Origin of the sequence: Halostella limicola (genome assembly GCF_003675875.1) — an archaeon.
In the GTDB taxonomy this organism is placed as follows: Archaea; Halobacteriota; Halobacteria; order Halobacteriales; family Natronoarchaeaceae; genus Halostella; species Halostella limicola.
In genome coordinates this window covers 600,053-620,338 of record NZ_RCDI01000003.1, presented here as the reverse complement: position 1 = coordinate 620,338, position 20,286 = coordinate 600,053, and the positions used below count along the sequence as shown (strand labels likewise).

Here is a 20,286-nt window from a genome sequence, read left to right as displayed (position 1 = left end):
CGGTGACGACGACCGGTCTGGTGGTCCGCAACCAGGTACGGGGGATAACCGGCGCGCTCGTCGTCTCCGGGGTGACGATACTGCTCACCGTCGAGATGTGGTGGCTGGCCTGGCAGCGACCGGCGTCGCATCTGATCGCCTACGCCGTGATCGGCCTCGGCATCGTGCTGTTCATCACGCGAAGCAGCGGGTTCCGCGTCGAGGAGGAAGACGAGGACAACCCGGAGTACGATCCGGTTCGGCTGACGGTCGACTTCGCCGAGCTCGCGTTACAGAGCGTGGTCGCCGCGGTGGTCGTCCTGTTCGTCTACGGCGTGATGGACCTCTCGACCCCGGCCCACGTGGTCGCGCGGACGGCGCTGCTGCAGGTCGTCCCGCTGGGGTTCGGCGCGGCGCTGGCGAACCGCCTCCTCCACGAGGCCGAAGACGAGGGCGAGGACGACGACGCGGAGCGGCGGTCGCTCCGGGCCAACGTCGCCGTCTTCGCCGCGGGGGCGATCTTCTTCTCCCTGCCGCTGGGCGCCAGCATCGAGGTGAACCTCCTCGCGATGTACGCGGGATGGCCTCGGCTGGCGGCCGTGATCGCGATGTCGCTGGTCGTCGCCTACCTGATCCTGTACGAACTGGAGTTCCGCGGCCAGTCGCGGCGGCGGTCGGCCGAGCGGAAGCTCCGGGAGATGCTGGCTCACGCGGGACAGACCTGCATCGTCTACGCCGTCGGGGTCGGCGTCTCCGTGCTGCTGCTCTGGGGGTTCGGCTACCTCACGTACTCGCTCTCGGTGAACGCCCAGAAGGTCGTCGTCCTCTCGTTCCCGACCACCGTCGGCGGCGCGGCCGCCAGGGTGATACTGTGAGCTCTTTCTCCGGCGGCGACGACGAACCCTCGGTCGCCGAGTGGGCGGTGATGGCGGTCAGCGTCGCGGTGACGCTGTCCCTGTTCGCCTTCGTCGCCTGGCACGCCGCGGCGACGCCCACCGACGCGACGCCGGAAGCCGAGGTGACGGGGACGGAGACGCTGGAGGACGGTCGCGTCGCCGTCAGGGTCGCGGTGCACAACCCGTCGAGCGAGGGGCTGAAGTCGGTCTCCGTCTCGGCGGACTGCTCGAACGAGTCGATCCGGTTCACGCACGTGCCGATCGACGACCGACAGCGCGGCACGGTCGTCTGCCCGGCGGGAACCGAAGACCCGTCGGCGACGGTGGTCGACTGGGTCGAAGCGTAGGCGGAGCCGTCGAGAAGCCGACCAGAGACGCGCCGGCCGGCGTCGCCGAACGGCGCCGCGGCTGGCCGGCGAAAGAAAACGGAGAGGACCGGAAAGCGGTTACTCGTACAGCCAGGTCTCGTCGACGCGCTCGTAGTCGACCAGCTCCTCCTCGTCGAAGTAGAGGTCGATCTCGCGCTCGTTCGCGCCGGGGTCCTCGTGGTCCGCGGCGTGGACGACGTTGCGACCCAGATCGAGGGCGAAGTCGCCGCGGATGGTGCCGGGCGCGGCCTCGGCGGGGTCGGTGTCGCCGATGATCTGGCGGACCTGTCGCGTCGCGTCCTGCCCCTCCCACACCATGGGGACGACGGGGCCGGACGTGATGAAGTCCGTCAGGTCGTCGAAGAACGGCTTGTCGGTGTGCTCTGCGTAGTGCTCCTCGGCGCGCTCCTGGCTCATCTGGATGAACTTCGCGCCGACCAGCTTCAGGCCGCGCTCCTCCAGACGGGAGACGATCTCGCCCACGAGTCCGCGCTGGACCGCGTCGGGCTTGGCCATCACGAAGGTACGCTCGCGCTCGCTCATTCTTCGGTCTCCTCTTCGTCTTCCTCGGCGTCGGCCTCGTCGGCGTCAGCCGTCTCGTCGGCGCCGCTCTGCTCGCGCTCTTCCTCGGACTCGGTGTCCGACTCGTCGGCGGAGCGGGCGTCGGCCGTCTCGTCGACGTCCTGGTCCTCGCGGCCCGCCTCTGCGGCGGACTCCTGTGCGGCCTGGGACGCGCGGCGGTCGGCCTGCTCGCGGGCGGCGGCCGTCCACTCGGTGTCGCGCGGTTCGCGACCGAGGTCGGCGTTCTTCTCGCACTTGCTGGAGCAGTAGTACGTCGTCGAGCCGTCGGTGCGGACGAACATCGTCCCGGTGCCGGGCTCGATGTCCTGCCCGCAGTAGTCGCACTCTCGCGTCTGCGGCATGGTTACTGCCCCCCGATGGAGTCGGCCTCGCGGGCGGTCTCGCGGAGCTGGAGAACGTCGCCCTCGCGGACGGGGCCGAGGCAGTTGCGGGTGATGATTCGGCCCTGGTTCTCGCCTTCCCGGATGCGGCACTTGACCTGCATGGCCTCGCCGTGCATCCCGGTCTTGCCCACGATCTCGATGACCTCTGCGGGCGTGGACGTGGATCCGTCTTCAGTCTCTTCAGCACTCATTGGTTATCGCCTCAGCGAAGGTCCTCGACTTTGTCGGCGATGTCCTCGACGTCGTCGCCGGCGTCGCCGGCGTCGACGATCGCGGCGGCGGCGCTGCCGACCTCGAGGCCGGCCGCGTGGCCGACGTCGTCCTGCGTGTCGATGAAGACGTAGGAGATGCCCTTCTCGTCGGCGAGCTCGGGCAGGTGCATCACGATCTCCTCCGGCTGGACGTCTTCGGCGACGTAGACGAGCTCGGCGTTGCCGCGCTCGACCGCCTTCGTCGTTTCGTTCGTACCTTTCTTTACCGTACCTGTGTCTCGGGCGACCTCGAGCGCCTCGATGGCGTCGTCCTGGAGGTCAGCCGGGACGTCGAAATCTGCGTATACTGGCATTGTTAGTCACCTCCTGCGCGTGGGCTCGCGCTCCCCTGCCGTCGCCACGTCGGTGGCGTGCCGGGAACCGCTGGGGAGATTCCCGGCGGCCGTCAGTTTCCCGACGGCGAGAATCCTGTGCGGCTAGGAGCATCATCAACCCCGCGCAGGCTGTAGCACTGAATAACGCGCCACCCCATAAAAGCGCTTTCAAACGTTCGGTGGCGTGTGAGACAGAAACACGGCAGCGCCGTCGCCGAACTCGGCCGTCGCCCGCAAGCGCAAAGCCCCTTACCCGAGGGGGCGAAGGAGGGAGCATGAACGCAGTCGCACCGGCGCGGTCGCTCCGGACGGAGGCCCGCCGCGCCGACGAGCGGCGGATGCTCGTCCTGACGGGCGACCACGCCGCCTGCTACGAGGCGGCCGAAGCGGTGCTCGACGGCGTCGACCTCCCGCTCACGCGGACGACGCTCGTCGGGCCGGACGACCGGTTCCGGTGCGAGCACCTCCCGTCCCACCGCGCGGGCGACCTGCTGGGCGAGACCCGCGACGCCGTCGTGGTCGACGCCCACGAGGAACTCCGTCCCAACGCCGTCGGCCGCGTGGTCGGCGCAGTCGACGGCGGCGGCCTGTTCGTCCTGCTCGCGCCGCCGCTCGACGAGTGGCCGGACAGCCGGGACTGTTTCGACGAGAGCCTCGCGGTGCCGCCGTTCGGCGTCGGCGACGTGACCGGACACTTCCGAGAGCGGTTCGTCCGGACGCTCCGACAGCACCCGGGGATCGCCGTCTACGACGTCGACGCGGACCGCCTCGAGCGCGACGGCCTGACGGACCCGGCTCCTCGCTTGCCGGCGGACCCGGTTCCCGTTCCGGCCGACGGCGAGCGCGCCTTTCCGAGGACGGCCTACGAGGCCTGTCTGACGACGGACCAGGCCGACGCCGTGAGATCCTTCGAAGCGCTCCGCGAACCCGGTACCGCGGTCGTCGCCGAGGCGGACCGCGGGCGCGGGAAGTCGAGCGCCGCGGGCCTCGCCGCGGGGGCACTCGCGCTCGCCGGCGACGACGTGCTGGTCACCGCCCGACAGTACCGGAGCGCCCGCGAGGCGTTCCTCCGGGCGCGGGAACTGCTCGACGCGGAGGGCGCGCTGGCCGGCGTCGACCGCGACCCACCGCAGCGGATCGAGGCGGCGGGCGGCGGCTGCGTCCGCTTCGCCCGCGCGGTGGAGGCCGCGGACCTGCCCGGCGACCCCGGCGTGGTCATCGTGGACGAGGCCGCCGCGCTGCCGGTCCGCCTGCTCGAATCGTTCCTCGCGGCCGACCGCGTCGCGTTCGCGACGACGGTCCACGGCTACGAGGGCGCCGGGCGCGGGTTCTCCGTCCGGTTCCGGGACCGCCTCGCCGAGAGCGGCCACGAGGTGACGGACGTCCGCCTCGACGACCCCATCCGGTACGCCGGCGGCGACCCCGTCGAGGTGTGGGCGTTCCGCGCGCTCATGCTCGACGCCCGGCCGCCGGTCGACCCGCTCGTGGCGGACGCGACGCCGGAGTCGGTCGAGTACGAGGCGCTCACCCCCGAGGACCTGCTCGCCGACGAGCACCTGCTCCGCGAGGCGTTCGGCCTGCTCGTGCTGGCGCACTACCGGACCGAGCCGAACGACCTCGCGCGCCTGCTCGACGCGCCGAACCTCTCGGTGCGGGCGCTCACCCTCGACGGACACGTCGTCAGCGTCGCCCTCCTCGCCCGCGAGGGGGACCTCCCGGCGGACGTGCGGCGGGAGATGTACGAGGGCGGCCGCGTCCGGGGAAACATGGTGCCGGACGTGCTCACCAGCCAACTGCGCGACGAGGACGCCGGGCGGCCCGCCGGCCTGCGGGTCGTCCGCATCGCGGCCCACCACGCCGTGCGCTCGCGGGGGCTCGGCTCCCGCCTGCTCGACGCGGTCCGCGAGGAGTTCGCCGACCTCGACTACCTGAGCGTCGGCTACGGCGCGGCCCCCGGCCTCGTCGACTTCTGGCGCGAGAACGGCTACTCGACGGTCCACCTCTCGACGACCCGCAACGACGCGAGCGGCGAGTACTCCGCGGTGATGGTCGACCCCCTGTCGGCGGCCGGCCGCGACTTACGCGACCGCCACGCCGCCCGGTTCGTCCGGCGGATCGGGAGCGTCCTCTCGGACGCGCTGGACGACGCCGACCCCGACGTGGTGCGGGCCGCGCTCCGGGCCGCCGAGGCCGTCCCCGACCTCGACCTCACGCCGTACGAGTGGCGCGTCGTCGCCGACGCCGCCTACGGTCCGGGGCTGTTCGACGTGTCCCCGCGGCCGTTCCGCGTGCTCGCAGTCCGCCACCTCGTCGAGGGCGAGGCGGACCTGACGCCCCGGGAGGAGCGCCTGCTCGTCCTCCGGGCGCTCCAAGCCCGCGAGTGGCCCGCGGTTGCCGACGCGCTGGAGTTCCCCTCCGCGCGCCAGTGCATGCGGGCGATCGGCGACGCGTACGAGCCGCTCGTCGAGGCGTACGGCGACGAAACGGCCCGCGAGGAGCGCGAGCGATTCGGGACGTAGCGCTACGAGAAGACCCTCTGCAGCACCGACTCCGGCACCGCCTTCAGCAGCCACGCCACCAGTCGCCAGCGGCGGGTGACGTAGGCGTGCGACCGCTTCGCCCGTATCGCGTCGGCGATCTGCTCGGCCGCCGTCTCCGGCGACGCCACCCAGAACGCGTCGTCGTCGAGCATCAGGTCGGTGTCGACGTAGCCCGGTTCGATCGTCGTGACGGACACGTCCGTCCCCGCGGCGCGGGCCCGCAGGCCCGAGAGGTAGTTCGAGACGAACGCCTTCGACGCGCCGTACGCCGGCGCGTCGCCGTTCCCGACGTGCGCCGCCACGGAGGAGACGCCGACGAGGTGGCCCGATCCGCGCTCCTCGAAGCGGTCCATCGCGGCGGTCGCGATCGCGGCGAACCCGCCGACGTTCACGTCGATCGTCTCCCGCTCGGGTCCCCAGTCCAGGTCGGGGTTCACGTGCGCCGTGCCGGCGTTCGCGACGACGAGGTCGACGCCGCCCATCGCGTCGGCGAGGCGGTGGAACCGGTCGCGCGCCTCCTCGGGGTCGGTCACGTCCAGCCGCGCGACGTAGCTCTCGGTCGGTAGCTCCTCGCCGAGGTCGCGGAGGCGGTCGAGGCTCCGGGCGGCGAGGCCCACCTCGTAGCCGTCCGCGGCGAGTTCGCGGGCCAGTTCGCGGCCGATGCCGGAGGACGCGCCGACGACGATAGCGCTGTCGCTCATGCGGTCGTCCGCGTCCGGAGCGGGGGTAACGGTTGCGGTGCTCGCTCGGAACGGTCGAGTGAGTCCCGTCAGGGGCGTCGACGGGCGCGAGTGTCGCGGGACTGCGGGCCTCGACCACCGGTAGACCGAAGGCGGTCCGCGGCGTTCGACCGCCCATGCGGACGTGTACCGAGGAGGGGTGCGACCGGAAGGCGGCGGTGCGCCTGCACGTGCCGTGGGCCGAGAACCGACTCGTCTGTGCGGCGCACGGGCGCGTCCTCGCGCAGAAAGAGGGGATCGTCGCGGACCCGATAGAGGGCGCGGACCTATAGCTCGCGGGCCATCATCACTTCGTCCACGTACTCGTCGTCGACCTTGTAGTGGTCCTCGCGGACGGCCTCCGTCTCCCACCCGTGCTCATCGAGGAAGTCGATCGCCTCCTCGTTCGTCGAGGGGACGCTCTGGTAGAGTTTCTCGTACCCGTTCTCCGCGGCCCAGTCGACCCCGCGTTGCAGGAGGCGCTCGCCGATGCCGCGGCCGCGGTACTCCTCCAAGACGCCCACCGTGAGCCGCGCGGTGTGTTCGAGTTTGCCGACCTCCGGGACGTCGAGGTGAACCCACCCGACCACGTCCTCGTCGACGGTGGCGACGAAGAAGATGCGCGACTCCAGTTCGTTGTGCCGGAGCAACACCTCTTCGTGGTCGATGACGTCGGCGACGGTCTCGGCCTCGATGTAGCTCCCCGCCTCGGCCACGTCGCGGATGGACCCGACGAGGCCGGTGAGATCCTCCTGTCTGGCCTGCCGGATCGTGCAGTCGACGCCGTCGGCCTCGAACTCCTGCCGGTCGGCGTCCTCGAACGCGACGCGGAGTTCGCCGTTTACCTCCTCCAGCACCCCGTCGCGCTTGAGGATGGCGACGTGGTGGCCGAACGCACGCGGGTCCATGTCGAGCGCCCGCCGCAGCCGCTTCGGCTCCAGCGATCCGTGGCTCTCCACGTAGTCGTAGATCTCTCGCCGGTCGTCGTGGCCGAACTCGAACTCCCCGGTCAGTTCCATGGCGCCCGTTAGCACTCGCCACGACTTAGATTTTGTCACGAACTTTCGTTATCTGGAAGCGGGCGCTCTCTGAGGGCACTGCGGCGAACCGCCGCGTCGTCCGGGCCAGCGTCGGCTCGGCCTACTCCGGGACGCCGGTCAGCACCCGCGCCACGTCGGTCAGGTCGTGGGTGTCGAGCAGCGCCTCCGCGGCCGTCCGCACGGTGTAGTCCGCGTCCAACTCGACGCCGTAGCAGGCGGCGTACAGTTCCAGCCACTCGTTCATCGCCGCCTCCAGTCGCTCGAACTCCGCCGCGTCGAACCTGACGGGGTCGCCGCCGGTGCGGCACTCGACGTAGAGGGAGACTGTGGGGCCGAACCCCTCGCGCAGCAGCGACAGCGCCCGCTCCTCGTCCGGCGGGTCCGCGGGCGGGTCGAACGACGCCCGGGCCGCCGCGGCGCGGTCGGCGAGGTCGTCGATCCGGTCGCCGACGGCGTCGGCGTCGGGGCCGGGGTCGCGGTTCGCCGCGGTCACCGTGCGATCACCCCTCGCGGAACTCGACGCCCTTGCCGCCGCGGGGGTGCTCCCAGTCGGTATCCGCGACGATGGCGCAGGTACCGCATTCAACGCAGGGCTGGGTGTCGAGGCTGACGGCGGTCTCCTCGTGGCCGTTGACCTTGACCGTCTCCTCGCGGTAGCAGCCGCCGCCGAAGTCCTTCGCGCTGACGGGGCAGGCGTGCACCGCCGCGCCGCTGGCCTCCGCGGAGTTGTCCAGCAGTTCGATGTGGGGGTTGCCCACGTCCGTGTCGTAGGTGAGCTCCCCGATGCGGTCGGCGAGATCCGGCGGCTCGTAGTCGGCGGTGCCGTGGACGCGCGTCCCGAGCTCCTCCGCGATGACCGTCGGCATCGTCACGTACGGCGTGCGCGTGTCCGGCGCGAGCATCGCGAGGAACGGCGAGGAGTACAGCGCCTCCAGCCGGTCGCCGAGCGCGCGGACGCCGAGGCGGCCGACCGTCGACTCCAGCACGCGGTCGGCGAGGTCGGTCGCGCGCTCGTTCTCGCCGAGGGCGCTCGCCACCTCGTATCGCTTCGGGCGGAGCTTGTCCATCACGCCCTCGTCGCGCAGCTTCTTCGCGTAGCGCTCGCCGGCGCTGTCGGTGTCGCCGCGGGACTTCGCCTCGACGTACGCCTCGGCGGCCAGCGCGCCGGCCGTCACGGCGTGGTTCATCCCCTTGATGATCGGCCCCTGCGCCTGCATCTGCCCGCCGGCGTCGCCGACGAGCACGAGGCGGTCCTCGTGAGGGTTGCGGTGGGCCACCTTCTTCGAGTCCGGCACGAGCTTGGCCGCGTACTCGCGCTCGCGGTACTCGTCGCCGATCCAGTCGGCGAGCAGGGGGTGGGTGAGGAGGGCGTCGAGCAGCTGGTGGGGCTCGGCCTCCTCGGCGACGAGGCTGTCGAGGTGGAAGACGGTGCCGACCGACAGCGAGTCGCGGTTCGTGTAGACGAACCCGCCGCCGCGGACGCCCTCGAACAGGTCGCCCGAGAACAGGTGGGCCGCCCCCTCGTCGGGACCGAGGTCGAACCGCTCGTCGACGTCGGGCACGTCGACGACGGCCTTGACGCCCTGGAACCACTCCTCGGGCTCCTCCCAGTCCATCAGTCCGGCGTCGCGGGCGAGTTCCGAGTTGACGCCGTCGGCCGCGACGACCAGGTCCGCGCGGATCGGATCGAGTTCGTCGCAGGTGACGCCGACGATCTCGCCCTCGTCGCGTAGGAGGCCGTTGACCCGCACGTCGGTCAGCAGGCCGCCGCCCGCGTCGCGGGTCATCTCGTGGACCCGCTCCGCGAGCCACGAGTCCATCTTCCGCCGGAGGACGGCGTCGGACCACTCCGTGTCGTGCTCGTGGAGGTCGGTGATGTCGAACGTCTTCACCCTGTCGCCGGCGACGTTGTGCAGGTAGTACTTCGTGACCGGGCGCTCCGAGGCCGCGCCGCGGAAGCCGGGGAACAGCGTGTCGATGGTGTACGGCGCGGACTCCTCGGCGTAGATGAGGCCGCCGCTGACGTTCTTCGACCCCGCGTCGACGCCGCGTTCCAGCACCAGCGTCTCCACGCCGTTTCTCGCGAGCGTCGCCGCGGCCGCGGCACCGCCCGGCCCCGCGCCGACGACGACCGCCTCGTAGTGCTCGGCGTCAGTCATCGCCGTCACCTCCCGTGCCGTCGGCGATGGCTTTCGGCAACTCGCCGCGCTCGACGGCCTCGATCAGTTCGGGCAGCACGTCGAACAGGTCGCCCTCGACGAAGTAGTCCGAGAAGTCCCGGATGTCGGCGTCGGGGTCGGTGTTGATCGAGACGATCGTGTCGGACTCGTCCATCCCGACCTTGTGCTGGATGGCCCCGGAGATGCCCGCGGCGACGTAGAGGTCCGGCTCGACGATCTGTCCCGTCTCGCCGATCTGGCGCTCCTCCGCGGCGTAGCGCTCGACGTGGCCCTCGAACTGGTACGAGGAGGTGACGATGCCCCGCGAGATGCCGAGTGCGGCGTCGTCGAACGCATCGACCAGATCGATGCCGAGCTCCATGCCCCGCGTCGGGTCGTCGCCGATGCCGCGGCCGAGCGCGACGACGACGTCGTGCCCGGTGAGGTCGACGCCCTCGTCCAGCTGGTCGTAGTCGGTGACGTCGACGCGGAACCAGTCGTCCTGCAGGTCGAGGTCGTGTTCGACCACCTCGCCCTGACGCTCCGGGGCGGGGTCGGGCACCTCGAAGCTCCCCGGGATGACCGACCCGCCCTGCGGGTGGAAGTCCCGGTCGGGGTTGTCCAGACAGAGGATGGTCGAGTACTCGAACCCGGAGAAGTCCGGGCGCTTCATGTGCAGGACGCGCTCGAACTCCTTCTTCGAGCCCGCGCTCCCCGTCTTCACGGGGTTCGAGATGGTGACCTCCTCGATGTACAGGCCCGAGCAGTCCGACGCCAGCCCGGAGTCGAGCTCCGCCTGGACCTGCGCGGAGAGGTCGCGGCCGTTGTTCGTCGCCGGGAACAGCACGTAGCGCGGCTCGTCGTAGTCCCGCCAGTCGGCGGGGTCGGGGTTGCCCTCGCCGGGGTCGCCGCCCCACCGCGCCATGTCGCAGAACACCTGCGCGTAGGACTTGTGCCGGAACCGGTCGAGGCGCTCGTCCTCGTGGTAGACGACGACGTCCGCGCCGTAGGAGATGCACTCGTCGGCGAGGCGCTCCACGTCGTCGCCGATCAGGACGGCGACGACCCGCTCGTCCTCCGAGTAGTCGTCGTTGTACTCGTCCATCAGCTCCCGCGCCTTGCCCAGCATCTCGCGCGAGCAGTCGATGAGCTCGCCCCGCTGGGTCTCGCAGTACACCCACATGTCGCCGTAGGTGCCGTCCTCTATCGCGCGGACGTGGCGCTTGTCGGCGGTCGGGTGGTCGAGTTCCGGGTGTTTCTCCTCCGGCGGAAGCTGCTCCTCCTCGTCCTCGCCCTCGTCCTCGGTCACGGAGTCGATCCGCTTCTGGACGAGCTTCTTCGCGCTGTCGCGGTCGTCGCCGCCCTCCTCCGCGTCGAGGATAGCGCGGAGGCGCTCCACGTCGTCTAGCCCCTGGATCGCGTTGCCGAGTTCGGCGACGGTGAGCTCCGTGGGGTCGATCTCCTCGTCGCCGTCCTCGTCCTCGCTGAACTTCTCGATCCGGGACTCGATCACCGTCTTCGCGGCGGCGCGGTCCTCGCCCGCCTCCTCCGCGTCGAGGATGGCCCGTAACTCCGCTACGTCCTCGATGTCTTTGATCTCGCTCGTCAGCTCCGGCACGTCGTACTCGCTGGGGTCTATCGCTGGCACTGTCAGTCACCTCCGGCGTACGGCGTCAGTTCCTCGACGACCTTGCTCATCGCGTCGGGGTCGTCGGGGTCGACCATCGTCGCCTCGCGCTCGGCGGGAGCCTTCGGGATGGGGTCGACCGACTCGACGATGGTCGGCGACCCGTCGAGGCCGACGTAGTCCGGGTCGAGGTTCAGCTCCTCGTGGTCCCAGACCGTGAGATGGTCGTCGTAGTTCTCGGCGCGCTCGCGCGTCTCCTCGCGCAGGTCCTTCAGCGTCAGGCGGTGCTCGGCGCGGCGGTACGTCGGTTCGAACTCGGGGTCCGCGACGACGAACGCCGGCAGGTCGGTCTCGACGGTCTCGATCTCCTCGACGTCGCCCTCGACGAGGCGCTTCGCGCGGACTCGCCCCTCGTCGACGCGCAGCGACACGACGTGCGTGAGGATCGGCATGTCGAGCCCCCAGCACGCCTGCGGACCGGTGTGGCCCGTCTCCCCGTCGGCGGTCTTGAACCCCGCGAACACGAGGTCGGGCTGGTCCTCTAAGTGTTCGATCGCGGTCGTGAGCGTGATCGCCGTCGCCCACGTGTCCGCGGCGGCGAACTCGCGGTCCGAGATCAGGTAGAGGTCGTCGGCGTACACCGACTCCATCGCCTCCTGCAGGACCTCCTCGTACCCCGGCGGCCCCATGCTCATCACGCTCAGGTGGCCGCCGTGGCGGACCTTCGTCTGGAACGCCGCCTCCAGTGCGTGCTCGTCGTTCGGGTTCATCACCGTCGGCGTCTTGCCCCGTTCGAGATGCCCGTCCTCGTCGAACGACACCTGCCCCTCGCGGAAGTCAGGGACTCCCTTGGTCAGAACGACCGTTCGCATTCCGTGACCACCTCAGGCCCGTCCCTGCCGTCCGGCGTCGACGTCGATAGCGTCCACGGGGCAGACGTCGACGCAGAGCATGCAGTCGATACACTGGGCCTCGTTGGCGGGATCGGCCTTGATCTCGCTCTCGGGGTGGTCGGGGGTGTCCACCCACTCGAACACGTCGACCGGACAGTCCTCCAGACAGGCGCCGTCGGCGATGCAGATGTCGAAGTCCACGGCCACGTGCGTGCCGTGGATCCCCAACGTCTCCGGTTCCTCGACGGGGCCCCACACGTCGTGACCCTCGTGCTCGTCGACTACCTCGCGGTTCTCCTCGAAGTTCGGATCGATGGCCATTGATAACTACCCTCACATACCGTACACCGGTGTACCTCAAAAAATTTTGCACGAACGTTAATGTGGGACCAAACCTTAGTCTCCGCGGCGTTATCCTCGGGTATGGTCGAACTCGTCGCCGTGCTGGCCGTGGCGCTGCTCGTCGCGGGCGTGGTCGGGAGCGTCGTACCGATGGTACCCGGCGCCGTCCTCTCGCTGTCCGGCGTGTACGTCTACTGGTGGACGACGGGCGAGCCGGGGACCCTCGCGCTCGCCGCGTTCACCCTCATCGGCCTGCTCGTCGTGGTCGTCGACTACTTCGCCGGGGCCATCTCGGCGAAAGCCGGCGGTGCGTCGTGGGTGGCGACGCTGCTCGGGTCCGTCGCCGCCGTCGTGACGCTGTTCGTCGTCGGCCCCCTCGGCGCGCTGGTCGCCGTCGCGGTCACGATATTCCTCGTCGAGGCCTACCGCGGCAAGAGCCGGTCGGCGGGCGCGAAGGCGGCGGTGTACGCCACCGTCGGCATGCTCGGGTCGACGTTCATGCAGGTCGTGCTGACGACCGCGATGCTCGTGTCGTTCGTTCTGGTCGTAGTTATCTGAGGTTGTTTTCGCCGCGGCGAACCGGACATAAAGGCTATCCCCCTCAGGACCGGTACGTCCCGTATGGATCGGACGAAGCGGTACGCTCTCGGGGTCTTCGTCGCCGCCGTCGTGACCGGCGCCCTCTATCTCGCCGCGTCGCCGGACGCCTGGTCGGCCCTCCTCCTCGTCGGCGTCGCGCAGACGTACGCCGTCGCGACGGCCGTCGCGCTCCGCCACCCTGACGCGTGGGGGGCGAGCGGGAACCTGTGGTCGGGGCTGTTCGCCGGCGTGACGACGTTCGGCGCGTTCGTGCTGTTGAACGGCGTCGAACCGACGCCGAACCTCACCGTCGCGGCGCTCGGGTTCGGCCTCGCAGGGGTCGGGTTCACGGCCGGGGTCGCCTTCGAGCGCGAACGCGACTGACCGGTCGGTACGGATCGAGAGACAAAAGCGCCAGCGAGAACGGCGTGGGACGGTGGTGAAAGACGCCCACGACCGTCGCGGGAGGGGCCGGTCAGTCCTCCCGCCGTCGGACCGGATGCGAACACGTGCGGCGTGTTCCGTGGGTCGATTCGCGGGCGGTGCTTCCGGTGATACGCGGTCTGCCGCTTGCTGGCCGTACGCTACCGCGGATTCTCGGTTCCTATGGTCCCACCCTAGGACGCCGACCGTCGGTGGTGTTCTCGGCCGGCGACTGGGTGTAGACCGCGTCCATAATTAAAAACTATGGACGATAGCTGTGTATTGGCGTGTGAAAACCAAAGCGAGGGAGAGAGTTCAGCAGAGAAAATTAATCCGGTCGCCCGTGGAGGTGGGCGACTGCGGCCGCGAGCCCCCGAACCGCGAGCGGCCTACTCGTGGGCGAAGTACGCGACGGACTCGTCGCCGCCCGCCTCGCCGTGCCCGTCGACCCGCGCGAACCCGACGCGCACGAACTGCACCATCTCGTCGGCCGCGACGTCGCCGAACCCGGGTTCCGCGTAGCCCGTCACGTCGCCGTCCGGCGTCCGGAGGCGCAGGGAGACGTTCTCGTCGGCGGGCACCCAGTGGACCACGTCGGCGTCGCCCTCCCGGACCACGTCGATGTCGTCGTCGGTGAAGCGGAGCTCGTCGCCCGCGTACTCGACGGGACCGTACCCCTTCAGCCACAGCTTCTCGCCCTCGGCGGGGAGGTCGGCGGCCTCCAGGATGACGGCGTCGTCGACCGGGATCGACCGCCGGCCGCGGTCCTCGTGCTCGGGGTGGACCGGCGGGGTCCCCTCGGCCGGCGCGTCGCCGGTGACGGGGAGTTCGACCGCCTCGTGGTCCCCGTCCTCGCCGCCCGCGCGGACGAAGAAGTAGCGGTTCGCGTCGTCGTCGATCAGCTCGCGGTTGTTCGCGTACACGGCGCTCATCGCGAGGTCGACGTCGCTCGTGGAGGTGCCGAGGTCGACCATCGCCTCGGTGATGGCCTCGCCGCGGATCCCCCGCCGACGGAACGCTGCGACAGTCGGGGCGCGCGGGTCGTCCCACCCGTCGAGTTCGCCCTCCTCGATGAGCCGCTTGATCGTCGAGGTGGACATCTTCACGTCGAAGGCGTCGATCTGGACGTGGCCCCAGTGGAGCACCTCGGGGTACTCCCAGTCGAAGTAGTCGTAGACGAACCGCTGACGCTTCGCGGAGTCCTGCAGGTCGATGCCGCGGATGATGTGCGTGACGCCGACGAGGTGGTCGTCGATCCCGCTCTGGAAGTCGAGCATCGGCCAGCAGCGGTACTCCGCGGCCTCCTCGCGGGGGTGGGGCGTGTCGATCATGCGGAACGCCACCCAGTCGCGGAGCGCGGGGTTCTTGTGCTCGATGTCGGTCCGGACCCGCAGCACCATCTCGCCGCTCTCGTACTCGCCGTCGACCATCGCCTCGAACTCCTCTAGCGTGGTCTCGGCGTCCTTGTCGCGGTGCGGGCAGGCCTCGCCGCTGTTTTTCATGTCGGAGAACTCGCCCTGCGGGCACGAGCAGGTGTACGCGCCGCCCTTCTCGATCAGCTCGCGGGCGTGGTCGTAGTAGGTCTCCATCCGGTCGCTGGCGCGGTAGACGGCGTCGGGCTCGAAGCCGAGGTACTCGATGTCCTCCAGGATCTGGTCGTAGGCGTCGAGGTCCGGCCGCTTTGTCTCGGGGTCGGTGTCGTCGAAGCGGACGCAGAACCAGCCGTCGTAGATCTCCTTGTACGTCCCGATGACGGCGGGCATCCGCGCGTGGCCGATGTGCCACGGGCCGTTGGGGTTCGGCGCGCTCCGCATCCGGATCTCGTCGTACTCCTCGGCGTTCGGCAGGTCGGGGAGGACCTGGTCGTCGCCCTCGTCCTCCGTCAGGATCTCCGCCAGTTCTTCCGGGGCGATCGCCTCGAGGCGCTCGACGCGCTCCTCGTGGGAGAGGTCGTTCACCTCGGCGATGACCCCGCCCGCGACGCCCGGCACCTCGTCGCCATGCTCCCGGAACTCGGGGTTCTCGCCCATCATCGGGCCCATGATCGCGCCGACGTCGGCGTCGCTCTCGTGTTTCACCGCGTTGAGCAGGGCGTGTTTCTCCGCCGCCGCCTCGATCCGCTCTCGGAGTTCCTGGTCCATTGTGTCCGGGTACAGGTGCCGCCGTCAAAACCCCCGCGGATCCGTCCCTGCGACGGCGGGACGCCGACCGGAGCGGCTCTCTTCGCGGGCGGCAGTAGTCTGTGCGCGGCGGGCGAGTCCCGTCCGCGGCCCTCCCTACTTTCTTGTGCGTTCGCTTGGTAGCCCGCCGCATGGCAGACGCGTCCCCTCTCGACCGCAACCGCCTGGCGTGGTGGGCGGTCGCCGCCCTCCTGTTCGTCGCGCTGGCCTTCGTCGTCTACACGTACGTCGGGACCTTCGTACTGGGGCTGTTCGTCTACTACGCGACGCGGCGGATCCATCGGCGCACGCGAACCCGCGTCAAGCCGGCCAGCCTCGCGGCGATGGTCTCCCTGCTCACCATCTCGATGCCGGTGCTCGTGTTGCTCGGCTACACCGTCGTCGTCGGCGCGCGGGAGCTCGCCCAGGTCGCGCCGAACGCGCTCGAGTACACCGCGGCGCTCGAGCCGTACATGCAGGTCGAGTGGCTCCAGGACCCCCAGCAGATCCTCGGGATCCTGACGGAGAACCCCCAGCAGCTGCTGGAGTTCGGCTCCGTCGAGGGCGTCCAGCAGGTCGTCGAGGCCGTCACGACCTACCTCGGCGTCGTCGTCAACGTCCTGCTCCACCTCTTCGTCGCGCTGGCCATCGGCTTTTACCTCCTGCGGGACGACCGGCGGCTCGCGTGGTGGTTCCGCGAGGAGTTCGCGGGCGAGGGCTCCGCGACGGAGGCGTACCTCACCGCCGTCGACCGCAATCTGGAGTCGATCTACTTCGGGAACATCCTCTTCGCCGCGGCCAACGCCGTCGTCGGCACGCTGGTGTACAACGCGGTCAACCTGATCGCACCGGCCGGTCTGGCGGTCCCCGTGCCGACCCTGCTCGGCCTCCTCACCGGCGCGGGGAGCCTCGTTCCGATCGTCGGCATGAAGATCGTCTGGGTGCCCGTCGCGCTGTACCTGACCGCAGCCGCGGTCGTGATGGACCCGGCGCTGGTCTGGTTCGGCCTCTTCTTCGCCGCCGTCGTGTTCACGTTCGTCGACACGGTCCCCGAGGTGCTCCTGCGCCCGTACATCTCCGGGCGGGACCTCCACGTCGGCCTCGTCCTCTTCGCGTACATCTTCGGCCCGCTGCTGTTCGGCTGGTACGGCCTCTTCCTCGGCCCGCTGATCGTCGTCCTCGTCGTGGAGTTCGCCCGGATCATCCTGCCGGAGCTCGTCCGCGGGGAGTCCCTGACGCCCGAGCCCGCGGCGGCGCCGCCGGAGGAACTCGACCCGCCGGCGGGACACGCTCCCGACGCCGACGACGAGGCGCTTCCGCCGGAGTCCGCGGAACAGAACGCCGCGGACGGCAGATCGTCGTCTGAGAGCCCGTCCGATAGAGTGTCCGGCGATGCGCCGGATGACGACGGGGGCGACGACGCGCCGGCAGACGGCTCCTCCGACGAGACGCCGACTGACTGACGGCTCGGCCGATCGCTCGCGTCTCGGCCCGCCGAAACTCCCCGCCGCTCGCCCCGTCGTTTTTTGCGCGGCGACGCGTTCCCGGACGCATGAAGGTCAACGAGACCGATCTGGAGTGGACGACGCTCGACGAGGACGGGATGACGCTGCGTCGCAAAAAGCTGGGCGACGCCGCGGGCGGCGACCGCCTCGGCTGCAGCCTCTACGAGCTCCCGGCGGGCGAGCGGGCGTGGCCGTACCACTACCACACCGAAAACGAGGAGGCGCTGTACGTCCTCGACGGGCGCGGGTCGCTTCGACTCGCCGGGGAGACGGTGTCGCTGTCGGCCGGCGACTACGTAGCGCTCCCCGCGGACGAGTCCGGCGCCCACCGGGTCGTCAACGACTCCGACGGGACGCTCAGGTACCTGATGACGTCGACGATGGAGGATCCCGAGGTGACGGTGTACCCGGACTCGGAGAAGATCGGCGTGTTCGTCGGCGCCCCGCCGGGCGGCGAGGGCGAGCGCAGCGTCCACGGCTACTACCGGACCGGGGACGCGGTGGACTACTGGACGGACGAGGAGTGACGGCCGCTCGGCGCGACCCGCGCTCCGCGGCCAGCGACGACGGCCGCTCCGCCGGGTCCGCCGGACGGACCGACGGCACCGTCGCTGTGCGCCGGGGAGTCCCGAGGGCGAGAAGCGCGCCCCGGAGTCAGTAGCCGCGTTCGATGAGGTAGTGGGCGATCTGCTCGAGCAGACGCCGGGCGTCGTTGTCGGGCAGGACCGACAGGCGGTCCTTCCCGTTCTCGACGAGTTCCTGGGCCGTCTCCTGGGCGTACTCGATGCTGCCGGCCGCCTCCAGTTCGGCGACCGCGTCGTCGATCTCCGCCTCGGTGACGGCGTCCACGTCGTCGGTGCCGACAAGCGACTCGACGTCGACGCCCTGCTCGCGGGCGTGGAGCGTGATCAGCGTCCGCTTGTCCTCCACGAGGTCGCTCCCGCGCTGCTTGCCGAGCTTGTCGCTCGGGACGGTCAGGTCGAGCACGTCGTCCTGGATCTGGAACGCGCGGCCGACGTCGAGCCCGTAGCCGTACAGCGCGTCGACCGTCTCCTCGTCGGCGCCGAGCAGGAGCGCGGGGATCGCCGCGCTCGCGGCGTAGAGGACGGCGGTCTTCTGTTCGACCATCTTCAGGTACTCCTCCGGGAGGACGTCGCTGCGGGTCTCGAACTCGACGTCGAGCGACTGGCCCTCGCAGATCTGCGTGCACGCGTTCGCGAGCGTGTCGACCGCCTCGACCATCCGGTCGGCCGGGGCGCCGGTGTCGAGCATGATCTCGAACGCCTTCGAGTACAGCGTGTCGCCCGCGAGGATCGCGGTCTCGAGGTCGTACTCGCGGTGGACGGCCGGGACGCCGCGACGGAGGTCGTCGTCGTCCATGATGTCGTCGTGGATCAGCGTGAACGACTGGATGACCTCCACGCTCACCGCGGCGGCCATGACGTCGACCGCGTCGCCGGTCAGGTCGGGGAACGACCGGTAGTCGGCCGTCTCGGGCGTCTCGTCGGCGAGCGCTTCGGCGACGGCGAGCACGACCGTCGGCCGGAGGCGCTTCCCGCCGGCGTCGAGGAGGTACCGCGACGCCTCGTAGAGGCGTTCGGGCTCCACGACCGGCAGCTCCTCCGTGATCGCCTCGTTGACGAGTTCGCGCCGCTTCCCGACCGCCGCCAGCACCGTCTCTTCGCGCGCCTCGGGACTAGTCATGGCTCACTCGACGAGTTGGATCAGGTTACCGTTTCGGGTGACGTGCAGGTCGCGACCCAGCTTGTACCCCTCGCTCTCACAGAGGTTGACGTACGAGGAGTAGCCGCTCATGTCCTGGTGGGCGGGGATGACGTGCTGGGGCTGGAGCGCGTCGAGCATCTCGTAGTGGCCCTCCTGGTTCAGGTGGCCGGAGACGTGGATGTCGTCGTAGATGCGCGCGCCCTGCATCTTCAGCAGGCGCTCGGACTGGTAGCGCTGGCCCTCGTTCGTCGGCTCGGGGATGACCCGCGCCGAGAAGACGACCTTGTCGCCGTCCTCCAGTTCGTACGGCGTCTCGCCGCGGCCCATCCGGGTGAGCATCGCGCGCGGTTCGCCCTGGTGGCCCGTCACGACGGGCAGGTAGTTCTCCTTGCCCTCCTTCATGATCCGCTTGAACGTCCGGTCGACGGACTTGCGGTGGCCGAACATCCCCAGGTCCTCGGGGAAGTCGACGAAGTCGAGCCGTTCTGCGGTGCCGGAGTACTTCTCCATCGAGCGGCCCAGAAGCACCGGCTGGCGGCCGATGTCCTTGGCGAACTCGACGAGGCTCCGGACGCGCGCGATGTGGCTGGAGAACGTCGTCGCGACGATGCCGCCGTCGTAGTCCTCCATGCTGTAGAGGGCGTCCTTGAGGTGGCGTCGCGCGACGGCCTCGCTGGGGGTGCGCCCCTTCTTGTTCGCGTTCGTACAGTCCTCGATGTAACAGAGGACGCCGTTGTCCTCGCGGCCGATCTCTCGGAACCGCTTCATGTCGATGGGGTCGCCGATGACCGGCGTGTGGTCCATCCGCTTGTCGAGGCCGTAGACGATGGCCCCCTCGGGCGTGTGCAGGACCGGGTTGATCGCGTCGATGATGGAGTGGGTGACGTTGACGAACTCCAGTTCGTTGCGCTCGCCGATGCTCATCGTCTCGCCCGCCTCCATCTTCACGAGGTTGTTCTCGACGCCGAACTTCTGCTCGCCCTCGATCTGCTGTTTGACCAGCTCGATCGTGAACGGCGTCGCGACGATGGGCGCGTTGTAGCGGTGCGCCAGCTTACTGATGGCGCCGATGTGGTCGAGGTGGCCGTGGGTCGGCACGATGGCCTTCACGTCGCCCTCGAGCTCGCTCATCACCCGGTCGTCGGGGATGGCGCCCATGTCGATCAGGTCGAGGCTGTGCATCTTCTCGGTCTCGACGTTGTCGTGGATCAGAACCTGCGAGAGGTTCAGACCCATGTCGAACACGACGACGTCGTCGCCCGCGCGGACGGCAGTCATCTGCCGACCGACTTCTTCGTAGCCGCCGATGGTTGCGATTTCGATTTCCATGGTTTGATCCGAGCATTGAAAGCCACGCGAGGTGGCAATGTCGCTCACTGAAACACCCAGCGGGGTGCCGGATACCTGACCCCGGCGTCTTACAGCACGTCGGCCACGCACCCGCTATGCGAGGGCGGTCGTCCCGCCCCGCACTTGCCCGCGGGTTTCCGTTATCTCCCTTTAGACACCCACGTCTTAAAAACTGCGTGGGTCGAGCGGTGGTGGTTCGCTCGGCGACCGCGACCGCACGACTCAGGGGAACGCTCGGTCGTCAGATCGTTCCCGGTGACCGTATTGCCGTGGCAAACTGTAACATAAGTTTAGTATTCCGCGTCCTGCGGGTTTCCTCTCTCGGAGAAACGACCACTTGGAACGATATGACAGTTTACCGCAGCGAAGTGCACGCAGGCAAGACTATTAGGTGTCGAAAAGGGATCAATTACTCGCGGCGGGAGGGTATC

22 protein-coding genes are annotated in these 20,286 nt (G+C 69.7%); 8 read left to right on the top strand and 14 right to left on the bottom strand.

The genetic code is table 11. From position 1 onward, the window contains the following. Positions 1 to 2: 2 nt before the first annotated feature. Positions 3 to 854, top strand: coding sequence for a DUF2391 family protein (locus D8670_RS16475; RefSeq protein WP_162994330.1), 852 nt, complete (start codon positions 3 to 5; stop codon positions 852 to 854). Then, positions 851 to 1,222: a hypothetical protein gene (locus D8670_RS16470; protein WP_121819205.1), complete on the top strand. Its 372-nt coding sequence runs from the start codon at positions 851 to 853 to the stop codon at positions 1,220 to 1,222. The genes D8670_RS16475 and D8670_RS16470 overlap by 4 nt, the downstream gene beginning before the upstream one ends. Positions 1,223 to 1,321: 99 nt before the next feature. Here D8670_RS16470 and ndk read toward each other — a convergent pair whose 3' ends face one another. From ndk to rpl7ae, 4 genes are read right to left on the bottom strand one after another with little or no spacing between them, the layout of a single operon-like run. After that, positions 1,322 to 1,786 (bottom strand): nucleoside-diphosphate kinase, encoded by a 465-nt coding sequence (gene ndk / locus D8670_RS16465; RefSeq protein WP_121819204.1) that lies wholly within the window; start codon positions 1,784 to 1,786, stop codon positions 1,322 to 1,324. Further along, positions 1,783 to 2,166 (bottom strand): 50S ribosomal protein L24e, encoded by a 384-nt coding sequence (locus tag D8670_RS16460; RefSeq protein WP_121819203.1) that lies wholly within the window; start codon positions 2,164 to 2,166, stop codon positions 1,783 to 1,785. Before D8670_RS16460 ends, ndk begins: the two co-directional genes overlap by 4 nt. Before the next feature lie 2 nt (positions 2,167 to 2,168). Further along, positions 2,169 to 2,399 carry a 30S ribosomal protein S28e gene (locus D8670_RS16455; protein WP_121819202.1) on the bottom strand — a complete coding sequence of 77 codons (231 nt, stop codon included), beginning with the start codon at positions 2,397 to 2,399 and terminating at the stop codon, positions 2,169 to 2,171. Between the two features lie 11 nt (positions 2,400 to 2,410). Further along, entirely contained in the window at positions 2,411 to 2,773 is a 363-nt protein-coding gene (rpl7ae, locus tag D8670_RS16450) for a 50S ribosomal protein L7Ae (RefSeq protein ID WP_121819201.1), read from the bottom strand. 296 nt (positions 2,774 to 3,069) lie between these two features. Here rpl7ae and tmcA point away from each other — a divergent pair, with 296 nt between their 5' ends. Further along, positions 3,070 to 5,313 carry a tRNA(Met) cytidine acetyltransferase TmcA gene (gene tmcA / locus D8670_RS16445; RefSeq protein WP_121819200.1) on the top strand — a complete coding sequence of 748 codons (2,244 nt, stop codon included), beginning with the start codon at positions 3,070 to 3,072 and terminating at the stop codon, positions 5,311 to 5,313. A gap of 2 nt (positions 5,314 to 5,315) precedes the next feature. Here tmcA and D8670_RS16440 read toward each other — a convergent pair whose 3' ends face one another. Beyond that, positions 5,316 to 6,035, bottom strand: coding sequence for an SDR family NAD(P)-dependent oxidoreductase (locus tag D8670_RS16440; protein WP_121819199.1), 720 nt, complete (start codon positions 6,033 to 6,035; stop codon positions 5,316 to 5,318). A 155-nt stretch (positions 6,036 to 6,190) separates the two neighbouring features. Between D8670_RS16440 and D8670_RS21090 the strand changes: the two genes are divergently transcribed. Next, the gene (locus tag D8670_RS21090; protein ID WP_162994329.1) at positions 6,191 to 6,346 is read left to right on the top strand and encodes a DUF8014 family protein; all 156 of its coding nucleotides are present in this window, start codon (positions 6,191 to 6,193) and stop codon (positions 6,344 to 6,346) included. Here the strand turns inward: D8670_RS21090 and D8670_RS16435 are convergent. From D8670_RS16435 to D8670_RS16410, 6 genes are all read right to left on the bottom strand, one after another. Continuing rightward, on the bottom strand, positions 6,341 to 7,072 hold the full coding sequence (locus tag D8670_RS16435; protein ID WP_121819198.1) for a bifunctional helix-turn-helix transcriptional regulator/GNAT family N-acetyltransferase: 732 nt from the start codon (positions 7,070 to 7,072) through the stop codon (positions 6,341 to 6,343). The genes D8670_RS21090 and D8670_RS16435 overlap by 6 nt on opposite strands. A gap of 121 nt (positions 7,073 to 7,193) precedes the next feature. Beyond that, on the bottom strand, positions 7,194 to 7,586 hold the full coding sequence (locus tag D8670_RS16430; RefSeq protein WP_375137280.1) for a DUF8055 family protein: 393 nt from the start codon (positions 7,584 to 7,586) through the stop codon (positions 7,194 to 7,196). Between the two features lie 7 nt (positions 7,587 to 7,593). Continuing rightward, complete coding sequence (locus D8670_RS16425) at positions 7,594 to 9,252, bottom strand: FAD-dependent monooxygenase (protein WP_121819197.1); 1,659 nt, start codon at positions 9,250 to 9,252, stop codon at positions 7,594 to 7,596. Further along, a complete protein-coding gene (locus D8670_RS16420; protein ID WP_121819196.1) occupies positions 9,245 to 10,900 on the bottom strand; it encodes an electron transfer flavoprotein subunit alpha/FixB family protein in 1,656 nt (551 codons plus the stop codon). Before D8670_RS16420 ends, D8670_RS16425 begins: the two co-directional genes overlap by 8 nt. Before the next feature lie 2 nt (positions 10,901 to 10,902). Continuing rightward, positions 10,903 to 11,751 carry an electron transfer flavoprotein subunit beta/FixA family protein gene (locus D8670_RS16415; protein ID WP_121819195.1) on the bottom strand — a complete coding sequence of 283 codons (849 nt, stop codon included), beginning with the start codon at positions 11,749 to 11,751 and terminating at the stop codon, positions 10,903 to 10,905. A gap of 12 nt (positions 11,752 to 11,763) precedes the next feature. Beyond that, on the bottom strand, positions 11,764 to 12,093 hold the full coding sequence (locus D8670_RS16410; protein ID WP_121819194.1) for a 4Fe-4S dicluster domain-containing protein: 330 nt from the start codon (positions 12,091 to 12,093) through the stop codon (positions 11,764 to 11,766). Positions 12,094 to 12,195: 102 nt separating this feature from the next. On the opposite strand from D8670_RS16410, the gene D8670_RS16405 reads away from it, so the two are divergent. Together D8670_RS16405 and D8670_RS16400 are read left to right on the top strand one after the other, a co-directional pair. Beyond that, positions 12,196 to 12,672: a DUF456 domain-containing protein gene (locus D8670_RS16405; protein WP_121819193.1), complete on the top strand. Its 477-nt coding sequence runs from the start codon at positions 12,196 to 12,198 to the stop codon at positions 12,670 to 12,672. A 63-nt stretch (positions 12,673 to 12,735) separates the two neighbouring features. Further along, a complete protein-coding gene (locus tag D8670_RS16400) occupies positions 12,736 to 13,077 on the top strand; it encodes a hypothetical protein (RefSeq protein WP_121819192.1) in 342 nt (113 codons plus the stop codon). Positions 13,078 to 13,505: 428 nt separating this feature from the next. Here the strand turns inward: D8670_RS16400 and D8670_RS16395 are convergent, their stop codons facing one another. Continuing rightward, positions 13,506 to 15,257, bottom strand: coding sequence for a glutamate--tRNA ligase (locus tag D8670_RS16395; RefSeq protein ID WP_121819191.1), 1,752 nt, complete (start codon positions 15,255 to 15,257; stop codon positions 13,506 to 13,508). 170 nt (positions 15,258 to 15,427) lie between these two features. Here D8670_RS16395 and D8670_RS16390 point away from each other — a divergent pair, with 170 nt between their 5' ends. After that, positions 15,428 to 16,738 (top strand): AI-2E family transporter, encoded by a 1,311-nt coding sequence (locus D8670_RS16390; protein WP_121819190.1) that lies wholly within the window; start codon positions 15,428 to 15,430, stop codon positions 16,736 to 16,738. An 89-nt stretch (positions 16,739 to 16,827) separates the two neighbouring features. After that, positions 16,828 to 17,307, top strand: coding sequence for a cupin domain-containing protein (locus D8670_RS16385; protein WP_121819189.1), 480 nt, complete (start codon positions 16,828 to 16,830; stop codon positions 17,305 to 17,307). Between the two features lie 127 nt (positions 17,308 to 17,434). Here D8670_RS16385 and idsA3 read toward each other — a convergent pair whose 3' ends face one another. Further along, positions 17,435 to 18,484, bottom strand: a complete 1,050-nt coding sequence (gene idsA3 / locus D8670_RS16380) for a geranylfarnesyl diphosphate synthase (RefSeq protein WP_121819188.1) — start codon at positions 18,482 to 18,484, stop codon at positions 17,435 to 17,437. Positions 18,485 to 18,487: 3 nt separating this feature from the next. After that, positions 18,488 to 19,834 carry an RNase J family beta-CASP ribonuclease gene (locus D8670_RS16375; protein WP_121819187.1) on the bottom strand — a complete coding sequence of 449 codons (1,347 nt, stop codon included), beginning with the start codon at positions 19,832 to 19,834 and terminating at the stop codon, positions 18,488 to 18,490. Positions 19,835 to 20,286: the final 452 nt, after the last annotated feature.

Bases quoted from the DNA above. Each gene is read 5' to 3' on its own strand.
- ndk (WP_121819204.1), bottom strand. From the start codon at position 1,786: ATGAGCGAGCGCGAGCGTACCTTCGTGATGGCCAAGCCCGACGCGGTC.
- D8670_RS16460 (WP_121819203.1), bottom strand. From the start codon at position 2,166: ATGCCGCAGACGCGAGAGTGCGACTACTGCGGGCAGGACATCGAGCCC.
- D8670_RS16455 (WP_121819202.1), bottom strand. From the start codon at position 2,399: ATGAGTGCTGAAGAGACTGAAGACGGATCCACGTCCACGCCCGCAGAG.
- rpl7ae (WP_121819201.1), bottom strand. From the start codon at position 2,773: ATGCCAGTATACGCAGATTTCGACGTCCCGGCTGACCTCCAGGACGAC.
- tmcA (WP_121819200.1), top strand. From the start codon at position 3,070: ATGAACGCAGTCGCACCGGCGCGGTCGCTCCGGACGGAGGCCCGCCGC.
- D8670_RS16440 (WP_121819199.1), bottom strand. From the start codon at position 6,035: ATGAGCGACAGCGCTATCGTCGTCGGCGCGTCCTCCGGCATCGGCCGC.
- D8670_RS21090 (WP_162994329.1), top strand. From the start codon at position 6,191: ATGCGGACGTGTACCGAGGAGGGGTGCGACCGGAAGGCGGCGGTGCGC.
- D8670_RS16435 (WP_121819198.1), bottom strand. From the start codon at position 7,072: ATGGAACTGACCGGGGAGTTCGAGTTCGGCCACGACGACCGGCGAGAG.
- D8670_RS16425 (WP_121819197.1), bottom strand. From the start codon at position 9,252: ATGACTGACGCCGAGCACTACGAGGCGGTCGTCGTCGGCGCGGGGCCG.
- D8670_RS16415 (WP_121819195.1), bottom strand. From the start codon at position 11,751: ATGCGAACGGTCGTTCTGACCAAGGGAGTCCCTGACTTCCGCGAGGGG.
- D8670_RS16410 (WP_121819194.1), bottom strand. From the start codon at position 12,093: ATGGCCATCGATCCGAACTTCGAGGAGAACCGCGAGGTAGTCGACGAG.
- D8670_RS16405 (WP_121819193.1), top strand. From the start codon at position 12,196: ATGGTCGAACTCGTCGCCGTGCTGGCCGTGGCGCTGCTCGTCGCGGGC.
- D8670_RS16400 (WP_121819192.1), top strand. From the start codon at position 12,736: ATGGATCGGACGAAGCGGTACGCTCTCGGGGTCTTCGTCGCCGCCGTC.
- D8670_RS16395 (WP_121819191.1), bottom strand. From the start codon at position 15,257: ATGGACCAGGAACTCCGAGAGCGGATCGAGGCGGCGGCGGAGAAACAC.
- D8670_RS16390 (WP_121819190.1), top strand. From the start codon at position 15,428: ATGGCAGACGCGTCCCCTCTCGACCGCAACCGCCTGGCGTGGTGGGCG.
- D8670_RS16385 (WP_121819189.1), top strand. From the start codon at position 16,828: ATGAAGGTCAACGAGACCGATCTGGAGTGGACGACGCTCGACGAGGAC.
- idsA3 (WP_121819188.1), bottom strand. From the start codon at position 18,484: ATGACTAGTCCCGAGGCGCGCGAAGAGACGGTGCTGGCGGCGGTCGGG.
- D8670_RS16375 (WP_121819187.1), bottom strand. From the start codon at position 19,834: ATGGAAATCGAAATCGCAACCATCGGCGGCTACGAAGAAGTCGGTCGG.